This is a genomic window from Ruegeria sp. AB6 (assembly GCF_056542685.1).
In genome coordinates this window covers 248,583-260,967 of the sequence record NZ_JBQGAD010000001.1, presented here as the reverse complement: position 1 = coordinate 260,967, position 12,385 = coordinate 248,583, and the positions used below count along the sequence as shown (strand labels likewise).

Annotated in this window: 16 protein-coding genes; 4 read left to right on the top strand and 12 right to left on the bottom strand. The window is 58.5% G+C overall.

Annotated elements, in window-relative coordinates; translation table 11 throughout:
- The first annotated feature begins 1 nt into the window (after position 1).
- Positions 2-298, top strand: a complete 297-nt coding sequence (locus tag ACR0DB_RS01285) for a DUF7742 family protein (protein ID WP_480548352.1) — start codon at positions 2-4, stop codon at positions 296-298.
- Here the strand turns inward: ACR0DB_RS01285 and ACR0DB_RS01280 are convergent.
- Positions 279-617: a TraR/DksA family transcriptional regulator gene (locus tag ACR0DB_RS01280; protein ID WP_480548350.1), complete on the bottom strand. Its 339-nt coding sequence runs from the start codon at positions 615-617 to the stop codon at positions 279-281. The genes ACR0DB_RS01285 and ACR0DB_RS01280 overlap by 20 nt on opposite strands.
- 84 nt (positions 618-701) lie before the next feature.
- Here ACR0DB_RS01280 and cysE point away from each other — a divergent pair, with 84 nt between their 5' ends.
- Complete coding sequence (gene cysE, locus ACR0DB_RS01275) at positions 702-1,511, top strand: serine O-acetyltransferase (protein WP_170770542.1); 810 nt, start codon at positions 702-704, stop codon at positions 1,509-1,511.
- 7 nt (positions 1,512-1,518) lie between these two features.
- Here the strand turns inward: cysE and ACR0DB_RS01270 are convergent, their stop codons facing one another.
- The 7 genes from ACR0DB_RS01270 to ACR0DB_RS01240 all read right to left on the bottom strand — a co-directional run bounded on the left by ACR0DB_RS01270 (position 1,519) and on the right by ACR0DB_RS01240 (position 7,675).
- Positions 1,519-1,755 (bottom strand): hypothetical protein, encoded by a 237-nt coding sequence (locus tag ACR0DB_RS01270; RefSeq protein ID WP_480548348.1) that lies wholly within the window; start codon positions 1,753-1,755, stop codon positions 1,519-1,521.
- 154 nt (positions 1,756-1,909) lie between these two features.
- Positions 1,910-3,208, bottom strand: a complete 1,299-nt coding sequence (locus ACR0DB_RS01265; protein WP_480548346.1) for a pyruvate dehydrogenase complex dihydrolipoamide acetyltransferase — start codon at positions 3,206-3,208, stop codon at positions 1,910-1,912.
- Complete coding sequence (locus ACR0DB_RS01260) at positions 3,208-3,516, bottom strand: DUF5076 domain-containing protein (protein WP_480548344.1); 309 nt, start codon at positions 3,514-3,516, stop codon at positions 3,208-3,210. Before ACR0DB_RS01260 ends, ACR0DB_RS01265 begins: the two co-directional genes overlap by 1 nt.
- Positions 3,517-3,525: 9 nt before the next feature.
- Positions 3,526-4,890, bottom strand: coding sequence for a pyruvate dehydrogenase complex E1 component subunit beta (locus ACR0DB_RS01255; protein WP_480548342.1), 1,365 nt, complete (start codon positions 4,888-4,890; stop codon positions 3,526-3,528).
- Between the two features lie 15 nt (positions 4,891-4,905).
- The gene (gene pdhA / locus ACR0DB_RS01250; protein WP_170770551.1) at positions 4,906-5,895 is read right to left on the bottom strand and encodes a pyruvate dehydrogenase (acetyl-transferring) E1 component subunit alpha; all 990 of its coding nucleotides are present in this window, start codon (positions 5,893-5,895) and stop codon (positions 4,906-4,908) included.
- A 164-nt stretch (positions 5,896-6,059) separates the two neighbouring features.
- Positions 6,060-6,359 carry an FtsB family cell division protein gene (locus ACR0DB_RS01245; protein WP_170770553.1) on the bottom strand — a complete coding sequence of 100 codons (300 nt, stop codon included), beginning with the start codon at positions 6,357-6,359 and terminating at the stop codon, positions 6,060-6,062.
- 128 nt (positions 6,360-6,487) lie between these two features.
- Positions 6,488-7,675 (bottom strand): phosphoglycerate kinase, encoded by a 1,188-nt coding sequence (locus ACR0DB_RS01240; protein ID WP_480548340.1) that lies wholly within the window; start codon positions 7,673-7,675, stop codon positions 6,488-6,490.
- Between the two features lie 132 nt (positions 7,676-7,807).
- Here ACR0DB_RS01240 and ACR0DB_RS01235 point away from each other — a divergent pair, with 132 nt between their 5' ends.
- Positions 7,808-8,314 (top strand): peptidylprolyl isomerase, encoded by a 507-nt coding sequence (locus tag ACR0DB_RS01235; RefSeq protein WP_170770558.1) that lies wholly within the window; start codon positions 7,808-7,810, stop codon positions 8,312-8,314.
- Entirely contained in the window at positions 8,307-8,855 is a 549-nt protein-coding gene (locus ACR0DB_RS01230; protein ID WP_170770560.1) for a peptidylprolyl isomerase, read from the top strand. The genes ACR0DB_RS01235 and ACR0DB_RS01230 overlap by 8 nt, the downstream gene beginning before the upstream one ends.
- A 39-nt stretch (positions 8,856-8,894) precedes the next feature.
- Here the strand turns inward: ACR0DB_RS01230 and aqpZ are convergent, their stop codons facing one another.
- The 4 genes from aqpZ to ACR0DB_RS01210 all read right to left on the bottom strand — a co-directional run bounded on the left by aqpZ (position 8,895) and on the right by ACR0DB_RS01210 (position 12,363).
- Complete coding sequence (aqpZ, locus tag ACR0DB_RS01225) at positions 8,895-9,581, bottom strand: aquaporin Z (RefSeq protein ID WP_170770562.1); 687 nt, start codon at positions 9,579-9,581, stop codon at positions 8,895-8,897.
- A gap of 66 nt (positions 9,582-9,647) precedes the next feature.
- Complete coding sequence (locus ACR0DB_RS01220) at positions 9,648-10,457, bottom strand: M90 family metallopeptidase (RefSeq protein WP_170770564.1); 810 nt, start codon at positions 10,455-10,457, stop codon at positions 9,648-9,650.
- A 90-nt stretch (positions 10,458-10,547) separates the two neighbouring features.
- The gene (locus ACR0DB_RS01215) at positions 10,548-11,048 is read right to left on the bottom strand and encodes a bactofilin family protein (RefSeq protein WP_170770566.1); all 501 of its coding nucleotides are present in this window, start codon (positions 11,046-11,048) and stop codon (positions 10,548-10,550) included.
- Entirely contained in the window at positions 11,038-12,363 is a 1,326-nt protein-coding gene (locus ACR0DB_RS01210) for a DUF5930 domain-containing protein (RefSeq protein ID WP_480548338.1), read from the bottom strand. The genes ACR0DB_RS01215 and ACR0DB_RS01210 overlap by 11 nt, the downstream gene beginning before the upstream one ends.
- Between the last annotated feature and the right edge of the window lie 22 nt (positions 12,364-12,385).

Sequence of the window (12,385 nt, the reverse complement as noted above, 5' to 3'; positions counted from 1 at the left end):
CATGCGCCCGGTGCTTCATGGCGATGTCAGCGCCGCCGCGCGGGTGCTGTTGCGGGTTGACCCGCTGGACCGGGACCGCCTGTGCCAACGTATGATCCACGAAGCAGAGCTGGCCGACGCCTATGTCGGTCAGACCGGGCGTATGCATCCGCTGTTCGGAAATGGTTCCCTGATGGCGGCGGCGCGCAACAGGAAGCTGGCGGATGAGCCCAGCTTTGACGATCTGCGCTATTGTCAGTGCTTTGAACTGGTGCTGCGTCACCTGATAGACACCCGGATCAACCAGACGCGCAACTAACGCATTTGCTGGCCGCCAGGTCCAAATTCAGGCGGCCAGCGGGGATATCCTCTCCACAATCATCGCAAAACCCGTATTCCCAGTCCTCCATACGCTGCAATGCGGATTGCAACCTACGCATTTCCAGATTCCTGTTTGCTTGCTGCGCCTTGGCCATGGCCTGATTTTGCAAAGCGTCCATTCGGCTCAGGCGACCGACGGCTTTCTGGTCCAGCTCGACAACCGCTTGCGCGTCCTGTCCAGCGGCTGAATCCTCCGCCAGTTCTTCCAACCGCGCTCGAATTTTGGCTTCGAATTCTGCCAGTTGCGATGCATTCATTTTCGTTGCCTTGCAGATCACGGGTTTGCGTTTGGCGTTTTTGCCACTAAATGGCATTCTAGGCGCAGCAAAGGATGAAAAGCCATGTTGGAAAAGCGCAGTCTTGTGACCCCCGTCGACCCCGTCTGGGACCGCATCACGACCGAGGCCGAAGCGGCCGTTGAAAATGAGCCCCTGATGGGTGGGCTGGTGCATGCCTGTATCCTGCATCACCGCAGTCTTGAGCGCGCGTTGTCGTATCGTGTAGCGGCCAAGCTGTGCTCGAACGAGATGTCGATGATGGTGCTGCGTGAGATTGTGGACGAAGCCTATGCCGACGATCCGTCATTGATCGAGGCGGCTCGCGCTGACCTTATGGCGGTCTACGAACGCGATCCAGCCTGCCACCGCCTGCTGCAGCCGATCCTGTACTTCAAAGGTTATCAGGCGATGCAGGCCTACCGTGTGGCGCATTGGCTGTGGCAGAAGAAACGCTACGATCTGGCCTATTTCTTCCAGATGCGCTCGTCCGAGATTTTCGGGATCGACATTCACCCCGCCGCGAAAATCGGCAAAGGGATCATGATCGACCATGCCCATTCCATAGTGATTGGCGAAACTGCTGTGGTGGGGGACAATGTCTCGATGCTGCATTCAGTCACGCTGGGCGGGACCGGTAAGGAAGAAGAGCAGCGTCATCCCAAGATTGGCAACGGTGTTCTGATCGGGGCCGGGGCCAAGGTTCTGGGCAATATCGAAGTGGGTCATTGCAGCCGGATCGCTGCGGGCTCGGTTGTGTTACAGGAAGTGCCCGCGTGCAAAACAGTGGCGGGCATTCCGGCCAAGATCGTGGGCGAAGCAGGGTGCGATCAGCCCTCGATCTCGATGGATCACATGCTGGGAAAGGACCAGTAAGTGATTATTAGTTCGAGCGGTTGTTCTTTTCGTTCAACCGCTTGAGCCGCCGTTCTTCCCGCCGTTTCTTACGCTCTTCAATTCGTTTGGAACGTTCTGCTTCCCATTTGGCAACCGCGCTTTTTGAATTGTATTTCGAGTTTTCGCCGGGATAGCTATTGGGCTTGGCATAGGCGTCGGCGGGTGCAATCGCAGCCAGCATCAGCAAAACCAATCCTGTTCGAGTTGTTCGCGTGAAGGTCATGGGGCACCTGTGCATTCGTTTCTGATCTGCACTCAATTTGGTGTGCTGCGCAGAACCTAGCAACAGTCGGGCAGATCACGCTTGCTCACATCCCGTCAGGGCACCAAAAAGCCGCGCCGGAAAATCGGGCGCGGCTGTTTTGTGTTATTAGATGTTAGGCCAGCATAACCATCGGGTTTTCAAGGTTTTCCACGATAGCTTGCAGCAGTTCTGCCCCAAGCGCACCATCGATAACCCGATGATCGACGGACATGGTGACGGACATCACGGTTGCTGCGGTCAGCTCTCCATCATCGCCTACAACCGGTTTCTTGACACCGGTGCCCACAGCCAGAATTCCAGCGTGCGGCGGGTTCACGATAGCGTCGAAATTGTCGATGCCAAACATGCCCAGATTCGAGATCGCAAAGGTACCGCCCTGATATTCATGCGGTGCCAGTTTGCGTTCACGCGCGCGCCCGGCCAGGTCCTTCATCTCGGTCGACAAAGCAGACAGCGACTTGGTGTCGGCATCCTGCAGAACCGGGGTGAACAGACCGCCCTCGATCGCGACAGCGACGGCCACGTCCGATGGCTTCAGCTGCAGCACCCGATCACCGGCCCAAACCGCGTTACAGGCTGGAACCTGTTGCAGCGCGTTGGCGACAGCTTTGATGATGAAGTCGTTGACGCTGAGCTTCACGCCACGGCCTTCCAGCTGCTTGTTCAACTGGCTGCGGAACTTGAGCAGCGCGTCCAGTTTGATATCGCGGCGCAGGTAGAAATGCGGGATGGTCTGCTTGGCCTCGGACAGGCGCGCGGCGATGGTCTTGCGCATGCCGTCGAGCTTGATTTCCTCGTAGTCGCGACCCTCGTACATCTTGGCAACTGCGTCTGCCGAGGGGCCAGCCGGTGCCGCCGCCGCCGGAGCCGCTGGTGCAGGTGCGGGCGCTGCCGCTGGGGCCGTCGCTGTTGCGCCTTCCACATCTGCTTTGACGATACGTCCATGCGGACCCGAACCGGTGATCTGCGCCAGATCAAGGCCCTTTTGCGCGGCGATCCGGCGGGCCAGAGGCGAGGCAAAGATACGACCGCCATCGGCCTTGACCGGAGCAGCCGGGGCAGGGGCGGGCGCCTCGGACGCCGCAGGGGCGGCCTCGTTACCCGCAGCGACTGCCGGGGCAGCCGCGGGGGCTGCTGCGGGTGTTGCGCTGATATCATCGGCGCTTTCACCATCTTCCAGCAGGATCGCGATGGCCGTGTTGACCTTCACGCCTTCGGAGCCTTCCGGGATCAGGATTTTGCCAATGGTGCCTTCGTCAACGGCCTCGAATTCCATCGTCGCCTTGTCGGTTTCAATCTCGGCCAGCAGGTCGCCAGACGACACGGTATCGCCCTCTTTGACCAGCCATTTGGCAAGCGTGCCTTCTTCCATAGTCGGCGACAGGGCGGGCATCAGAATTTCTGTGGGCATTAGTGCTTACTCCCCTGGAGCGATCCCGAAAATTCCGGGTATTGATTCAAACGATCTGCAAACCCTGCTTCGATTTGAGCCAGAAGTAGGTCTGAGGAACCTGCGTCCGGGCGGTCTTGCAGCATTCCGTTAACAGCGTGTTGTGCGATATCGGCCAAGATGGAGCCCCAAAGTCGGGGCTCCTCATCGGGGTCAAATAGCCCGATATTCAATGTTAGTTGATGCTCTTCATCAGCTATCCAGAAACGAACCATCTCGTGGGCCGTTTCATTGGTTTCTACATCTTCTGGAGGGGCGAGCGGCCGCATGACAATTCCTTACCGGTAGGTCACTTGTTTGACGGCGGCGATGACCTCATCAGTGGTGATCAGGGCCAGCCTTTCGAGGTTCGCGGCGTAAGGCATCGGAACGTCCTTGCCGGTGCAGTTGATGACCGGCGCGTCGAGATAGTCGAACGCCTCCTGCATCACGACCGAGCTGATATAGCTGCCGACCGAGCCTTGCGGCCAGCCTTCCTCGACGGTCACAAGACGGTTGGTTTTCATCACCGAGTTGATGATCGCGCCAGTGTCCATCGGGCGGATGGTGCGCAGGTCGATGACCTCGGCGCTGATACCTTCTTCGGCCAGCTTGTCGGCGGCTTCTAGCGCGTATTGCATCCCGATGCCGAAGCTGACGATGGTCACATCCGTGCCTTCGCGCCAGATACGCGCTTTGCCCAGCGGGATGGTCAGATCATCCACTTGGGGCACGTCGAAAGACCGGCCATAGAGGATTTCGTTTTCCAGGAAAATCACCGGGTTGGGGTCGCGAATGGCCGATTTCAGCAGACCTTTGGCGTCGGCTGCCGAATAGGGCATGACGACTTTCAGGCCGGGGATTTGCATATACCACGCCGCGTAATCCTGGCTGTGCTGCGCGGCAACGCGGGCGGCGGCACCGTTGGGGCCACGGAACACGATGGGACAGCCCATTTGACCGCCGGACATATAGAGCGTCTTGGCGGCGGAGTTGATGATCTGGTCAATCGCCTGCATGGCGAAGTTGAAGGTCATGAACTCAACGATGGGTTTCAGGCCGCCAAAGGCAGAACCCACTGCGATACCGGCGAAACCATGCTCGGTGATAGGGGTGTCGATCACGCGTTTGCTGCCGAATTCGTCCAGCAGACCTTGGCTGATTTTATACGCACCTTGATATTCGGCGACTTCCTCGCCCATCAGATAGACGTCTTCGTCACCGCGCATTTCCTCGGCCATCGCGTCGCGCAGGGCTTCGCGGACGGTTTCCGATTTCATCTCGGCGTCTGCAGGCCAGTCGGGCGACAGGTCTATCACGGGCGCGGAAGGGGCAGAAGCGGGGGCCTCAACCGCCGCAGGGGCGGCCTCGGTTACCGCTGCGGCTGCGGGCGCAGCCGCGGGCAGGGCGGAAGCGTCTTCGCCTTCTTCCACAAGGACCGCGATAGGCGTGTTGACCTTGACGCCTTCGGTGCCTTCAGCGATCAGGATCTTGCCGACGATACCTTCATCGACCGCCTCAAACTCCATCGTGGCCTTGTCGGTTTCGATCTCGGCCATGATATCGCCGGATGATACAGTGTCGCCTTCTTTGACCAGCCATTTGGCCAGCGTGCCCTCTTCCATTGTAGGCGAAAGGGCGGGCATGAGAATTTCGGTTGCCATGTCTTAGTCGTCCTCTCAGGCGTAGATATCTGTCCAGAGCTCTTCCACGGAAGGCTCGGGGCTTTCTTTCGAGAATTCGGCGGCCTGGTTGACGATCTCTTTGATCTCTTTGTCGATCGCCTTCAGGTCATCTTCGCTCGCGTGTTTACCGGTCAGCAGTAGCTCACGCACATGTTCGATCGGGTCGCTTTGTTCGCGGACCTTCTGAACTTCTTCGCGGGTGCGGTATTTGGCCGGGTCGGACATCGAGTGGCCGCGGTAGCGGTAGGTTTTGACCTCAAGGATATATGGGCCTTTACCCGCGCGGCAGTGGGCGACGGCTTTTTCACCGGCAGCTTTGACTGCAAGCACATCCATGCCGTTCACGATCTCGCCGGGGATGCCGAAAGCCTCGCCACGATGGTAGATATCTTTGGTCGAGGTCGAGCGTGCCTGTGATGTTCCCATTGCGTATTGGTTGTTCTCGATCACGAAAACCACGGGAAGGTCCCACAGGGCCGCCATGTTAAACGTCTCGTAAACCTGACCCTGGTTCGCAGCACCATCGCCAAAATAGGTAAAGGTGACGCCGCCGTTTTCTTTATACTTATCTGCAAACGCCAGACCTGCACCCAATGGAACCTGCGCGCCAACGATGCCGTGGCCGCCATAGAAATGCTTCTCTTTCGAGAACATGTGCATCGAGCCACCCTTGCCCTTGGACAGGCCGCCAATTCGTCCGGTCAGTTCGGCCATCACGCCGCCCGGATCCATGCCGCAGGCCAGCATGTGGCCATGGTCGCGGTAAGAGGTAATTCGCTTGTCACCCTCTTTCGCTGCGGCCTCGAGACCCACAACAACGGCTTCCTGACCGATATAAAGGTGGCAGAAGCCGCCAATCAGGCCCATTCCATAAAGCTGGCCGGCCTTCTCCTCGAATCGGCGGATCAGCAGCATTTCCCGGTAATATGTGGTGAGTTCTTCAGCAGAAACATTTGGTTTCTTTGTGGTTTTTCGCGCAGCCATATTGGCGATCTCCCCCTCTCGGCAAGATAGTTTAGCGTTAAACTATTTCATAAAGCATTTCTGATGCTCTGGCGAGGGAAAATATGTGGCGACACTGACCCTGCAAGCACAGGTATCAAAGGGTGTGACGTCAGAGATTTTTCGTCGAAAAATCTTGGCCGGGCTCAGCGGATAACAATTTCGTCCGAGCGGATCATGCCCAGTACCGAGCGTGCCTGTTGATCCAGCAGATCCAGATCCAGATAAGTGTCCGAGAGGCGACGGGTCAGGTTCTCCATCTGGGCGATCTTGGCTTCCAGCTTTTCCAGATCGCGCGACAGGGCGTCCCGTTCCGCTGCAATCTCGACCCGTCGGAACAGGCCATAGTCCCCCTGCACGGCAGCGAAGGTGAAGTAAACACCCAGCATAAAAGCTACCATGAAGAAAACGACTGCGCCCAAACCGGGCCGATTGGAACGGGACACTCTGTTTACCGCCGTATGAAACGCCTCAATAACGGGCCCTTTTCGGACCTCTGAAAGCACTATGTCACAGGTGATTCGGGTTGTGAATCCCCTGATTCGCAAAAAAGTGTCAGGGGCCGTGAATTTTATTACTCTAGCGCGGCGACGCCCGGCAGGGTCTTGCCTTCCATCCACTCCAAAAACGCGCCGCCTGCGGTCGAGATATACGAGAAATCTTTGGCCGCGCCGGATGCGTTCAGCGCCGCAACCGTGTCGCCGCCGCCGGCGACGGACACCAACTGGCCCGAGCGGGTCAAGGCGGCGGCTTTCAAGGCTGCGGCGTTGGTGGCAGCGTCAAAGGGCTCGATCTCAAATGCGCCCAGCGGGCCGTTCCAAATCAGCGTTTTGCTTTCTGCGAAGATCTGGGAAATTGCGGTAAAACTGTCAGGGCCGGCGTCTAGGATCATGCCGTCATCGGTGCATTGATCCACGGGCAGAACCTGATGTGGGGCACCTGCCTCGAACTTGTCGGCCACAACGATATCCGTTGGCAGAACGATCTTGCAGCCCGAGTTTTCCGCTTTGGCCATGATTTCGGCTGCGGTGTCCTTCATGGCGGTTTCCGCCAGCGACTTGCCGACATTCAGGCCTTTGGCAACGAGGAAAGTGTTGGCCATTCCGCCGCCGATGATCAGATAGTCCACTTTTTCGATCAGATTGCCCAGCAGCTCCAGCTTGGTGGACACTTTGGCTCCGCCCACAACCGCCGTCACCGGGCGTTTTGGCGCGCCCAGAGCGCCCTCAAGGGCCTCGAGCTCGGCTTGCATCAGGCGACCGGCGCAGGCGGGCAGAAGGCGGGCAACGGCCTCGGTCGAACTGTGCGCGCGGTGCGCGGCCGAGAAAGCGTCATTGCAATAGACTTCGCCGAGTTTGGCCATTCCAGCGGCCAGATCAGCGTCATTCTTGGTTTCAGCAGCGTGGAAGCGGGTGTTTTCCAGCAACAGAACCTGGCCGGGCTGCAGCTGCTCTGCAGCCAGCTCGGCCTCGGTGCCGACGCAATCGGCGGCAAACAGCACATCTGCGCCAAAGGCAGTGGTCAGGGTGGGGATCAGCTGTTTCAGCGACAGGTTCTCACGTCGCTCGCCACCCGGGCGGCCGAAATGCGCTAGCAGGATCGGTTTGCCGCCTGCCGCAAGGATATCGCGCACGGTGGGCACGATGCGCTGAATGCGGGTGGCGTCGGTCACAACACCGTCAACGACCGGCACGTTGATATCGACGCGCACCAGCACGCGTTTGCCGTTCAGGTCCATATCGTCCAGTGTTTTCCAGCCCATCACTCTGTCCTTGTCGTTACAACCGATTTAGGCGGTTCTTTTCCTGCATTTTGCCCTCAGGTCAATGCGTCACTTGGCATTCACGCCCATGCCGCATAGGTATTTGCGCAAGATAAACGACAGGAGGGCCACATGGCCGAGATCAAGGATCCCGAAAACACCATCATCATCGAGCTGAAAGACGGCAATGTCGTCATCGAACTGCTGCCTGACGTGGCCCCTCAGCACTCGGCCCGGATGAAAGAACTGGCCCGTGGTGGCGAGTATGACAACGTGGCCTTCCACCGTGTGATCGACGGCTTCATGGCGCAGACCGGCGATGTGCAGCACGGCGACATGGAAGACGGGTTCAACATCCGTATGGCGGGTACAGGCGGCTCGTCGCTGCCGAACGTTCCGGCAGAGTTCTCGAAACTGCCACACGACCGGGGCACGCTGGGCGCGGCACGCTCGCAGAATCCGGATTCGGCCAATTCGCAGTTCTTCATCAACTTCAAGGACAATCACTTCCTGAACGGCCAATACACCGTCTACGGTCGTGTCATCGAAGGGATGGAGCATGTCGATGCCATCACTCGTGGTGAACCGCCGATGAGCCCTGACCGCATGATCAGCGTCAAGGTGGCCGCCGATGTATAAGCTGGCCGCTGCATTTGCCTTGCTGGCTAGCCCTGCGCTTGCCACAGGCCTTGAGATTGAGATCGAGGGTGAGGGTGCCAATGGCACCGTGACCGTTGATCTGTTTGACGATCTGGCCCCGAAACATGTGGAACAGATCAGCACTCTGGCTGCCGAAGGTAAGTATGACGGGGTGGTCTTTCACCGCGTGATCGAAGGCTTCATGGCGCAGACCGGGGATGTAGAGCATGGACGTCTGGGCAGTGATCTGCGTCGGGCGGGCACCGGCGGGTCGGATCGCCCGGATCTGCCTGCTGAGTTCTCGGACTTCAATTACGACCGGGGTGTAGTAGGCATGGCGCGGGCGCAGGATCCCAACAGCGCCAACTCGCAGTTCTTTATCATGTTTGCGCCCGGTCCGTTCCTGAACGGTCAGTATACGGTTGTCGGTCAAGTGACCGGCGGTATGGACGTGGTGGATTCGATCAAGCGCGGCGACGGACCCAACGGCGCGGTGATCGGCCAGCCGGATGTGATGAAAAAAGTCACCGTCACGGAATAATAGTAAAAGCCCCGATGCATTGCATCGGGGCTTTTTGCTTCAGTCGTCGCCCATTGCTTTCCAGATCAGTGCCCCGATTGCGGCCCCGATCAGGGGTGCAACCCAGAACAGCCAAAGCTGCGCCATCGCAGGACCGTCTGCAAAGAGGGCAACGCCGGTCGAGCGCGCTGGGTTTACCGATGTATTCGTCACGGGGATCGAGATCAGGTGGATCAGCGTCAGGCCCAGGCCAATGGCGATCGGCGCAAAGCCTTCGGGTGCAAAATTCGATGTCGCTCCAAGGATGATGATCAGAAAGAACGCGGTCATCACGATCTCGATCACCAGCGCGGATAGCATCGAATAGCCTTCCGGTGAGGCCTCTCCATACCCGTTCGAGGCAAACCCGCCTGCGCCTTCAAACCCTGGTGCGCCGCTTACGATCAGATACAACACAGCTGCTGCTGCGACCGCGCCTATCACCTGCGCGATCCAGTAGGGAATCAGATCCTTGGCATCGAACCGTCCGCCGATCATCAGACCAAGGCTGACCGCCGGATTGAAATGCCCGCCCGAGATGTGACCGACCGCATAAGCCATGGTCAGTACCGTCAGACCAAAGGCGAATGAAACGCCTAGCCAGCCGATACCCACATCGGCCACTCCGGCTGCCAATACCGCACTGCCGCACCCGCCCAGCACCAGCCAGAACGTGCCGAAAAACTCGGCCAGAAGTTTTGATGACATGAAAAGCCCTCCGAAAATCAATGGGCTTAGCGTAATTCAAAAATTCATTTTTGTTAAATGTTTAGGTCATTCCCAGTCTGCCGGGTTCAGTTGGAACAGCTTTGAAAGCTGGTCGTAGACCTCGGGCGCGTCGGCTTTCAGGGCTTTGGGCCGCTCGAAAAAGACCTCGACAGAGACGGCAAAGAATTCCTCGTGTCCGGTGGCGCCATAGGGGTCGATGACCGTGGGGCGGCCATGTTCCACGGCGTGAACATGGGTGTCATAGGCGGTCAGAAAAACCCGTTCCCATTCTGCGAAACTCTGCCCGTCGCTCAGGATCGGGACGCCGTTGGTGCCGCCGGACAGATCATCGACCTGATGCGCGAATTCGTGCAACACGACGTTTTGCCCGTCGCGATCGTCCAACGCGCCTTGCTGGCTGTGGCGCCACGACAGGATGACCGGGCCGCGATCCCAGCTTTCGCCGGTGCGCACGATCTCTTTCTCGCTGATCACATAGCCGTCTTGCCTGCGCTGACGCGACTTGAAGGCGTTGGGATAGATCAGAATGGTGGTCAGGTTGTCGTACCAGATGTCACGGTTGACCAGCAGCAAAGAGGCCTGCGCAGCAATGGCTAGCTTCATCTCCTCGGTGACGTCCAGTCCGTCGCAGCCGTGGAATTGTACCTGATCCAGGAATAGGTTGATTTTGCCATCCAGCTTGTCCCGCAGACCGACGGGCAGGCGGCGCAACAGCGGAACCTGTGCGTCGATGATCCGACGCTGATGCTTGGTCAGAGGAGCTGCCAAAAGCGCATTGCGTGCTTGGATTTTGGACCAATGACGATAGGCGAAGAAGCCAGCGATCAGCAAAAGAACCGAGAAAAAAATCAACATTTGCAAAGACTACAAGCGAAAATGGCGGCGTGAAACCAAAAACGCCGCAGGTCTCCCCGCGGCGTTGATAGAATTGATTTCGTGTCAGCTTTACTGCTTGACTTCAGCAGCCGGGTTCGCGCCGCCTTTGCCGCCGCGACCGGGGTTCAGCGGGTCGTCCTGACGCTGCACCGAACCTTCGAAATGCGCGCCGCTTTCGATAGCGATGGTCTTGTGAATGATGTCGCCTTCGACCCGTGCGGTCGACGTCAGACGGACTTTCAGACCACGTACCCGGCCTACGATACGGCCATTGATCACCACGTCATCGGCGGTCACTTCGCCCTTGATGGTGGCGGTTTCGCCAATAGTCAGCAGATGGGCGCGGATGTCGCCTTCGACCGTGCCTTCGACCTGGATATCGCCCGAGGTTTTCAGGTTGCCGGTGATGTGTAGGTCCGCAGACAGAACCGACGCCGGAGGCTTGGGCTTGGGTGCAGTGCTGGCCTTGGTTTCAGACGGGGCAGGTGCCGCCGGTGTGGCCGGAGCCGCAGGCTTTGCCGCCTCGGACGCATTGGATGCGGGCTCGTTGATTTTGCTCTTAGAAAACATTTCTCGCAGCCTTAATGTAAGTCATTGGGTTAACAGGTTTTCCGTTCACGCGCACCTCATAGTGAAGATGCGTGCCGGTCGACCGTCCGGTGCTACCCATATCAGCAATATGATCCCCGCGCGAGACCCTTTGACCAACCTTTACACGTATCTTGGTGTTATGAGCGTAAAGTGTCTCAATTCCGAAGGCGTGCTTGATTTTCACCAGCCGTCCGAACCCGGACTGCCAGCCAGCATGGGTGACCACACCATCGGCGGTCGCAAAGATATCCGTCCCGTGCGCACCAGCGAAGTCTGCACCGTTGTGCATGCGCCGGCCACCGGTTTTGGGGTCCCGGCGGGTGCCGAAGCCACTGGTGTAACGCACAACGGCGTTCACGGGGCTGGCAAACGGCGCCTTCTCGGCAGCGATACGGTACAGGTTTAGCTGGTCCATCTGCTGTAGCAGAGTGTTGGCGCGGATTTCGTCGGGGGTCAGTTCCTCACCGCGCGTGCTGAAGGATATGGGGGTCAGGGGGCCACCCATGCCGCTGTAACCACGCCGCACTTCTTCGATGATGCGGTCTGTGGGCATTCCTGCCTGACGGAACATCTTGTCGAGCGGTTCGACCGAGATGACCATTGCCTCTTCCAGTTGACGGAAAATCTCGTCACTGCGTTCCTGCATGAGCCGGATTTCCAGCTCAAGATCGTCACGTTCTTCCAGCGCATCCTTGGCATCAGCTGCGATCTGGTCCCGTTCCAGCGCCGTACGGGCCAGCGCTTGGGTCATGAAATCCATCTGGGCGGGGTCGCTTGCGCTGGCCATATAGGCCTCGTCCGCGCCGCCTTCCTGCTTGAGCTGAGCTAGTTCCAGACGCGCGTCTTCGCGCTGTTTCATCGTCGCGCGCAGGGTGGTCTGAATGACCTCAATGCCCGTTTCCAGTTCGCGACTGCGGTTTTCCGAAGCTAGCAATTCGGATTGCATGGCCGAAATTTGCTGAAGCGCCGCGTTGAACCGGTCCTGCGCCAACAACGCCTCGGCGGCGCGCATGTCACGTTCCGCTGACAGGACGTTTAGACGTTCTTGGTAGGTCGCCTGATCCCGTTTCGCCTGATCGCGGAAATTGCCCGATCCGATACTGTCCATCAACAGGATCGCGGTTGCCACGGCGGTCCAGCCGACGATCAGCGCGACCCCAGCAACAGCTGCCACCTGCGTCTCGGAGCTGAGACGGATGAACCGTGTATCATTGTCGGATTTCAGAAATACCCGGCGTTCTGGTAGGTGCCGCTCGAGCAGTGAATGTAGTTTAATTGCCAGACGTGTTCGCACGCGTCTTCCCTCTGTCCATCCC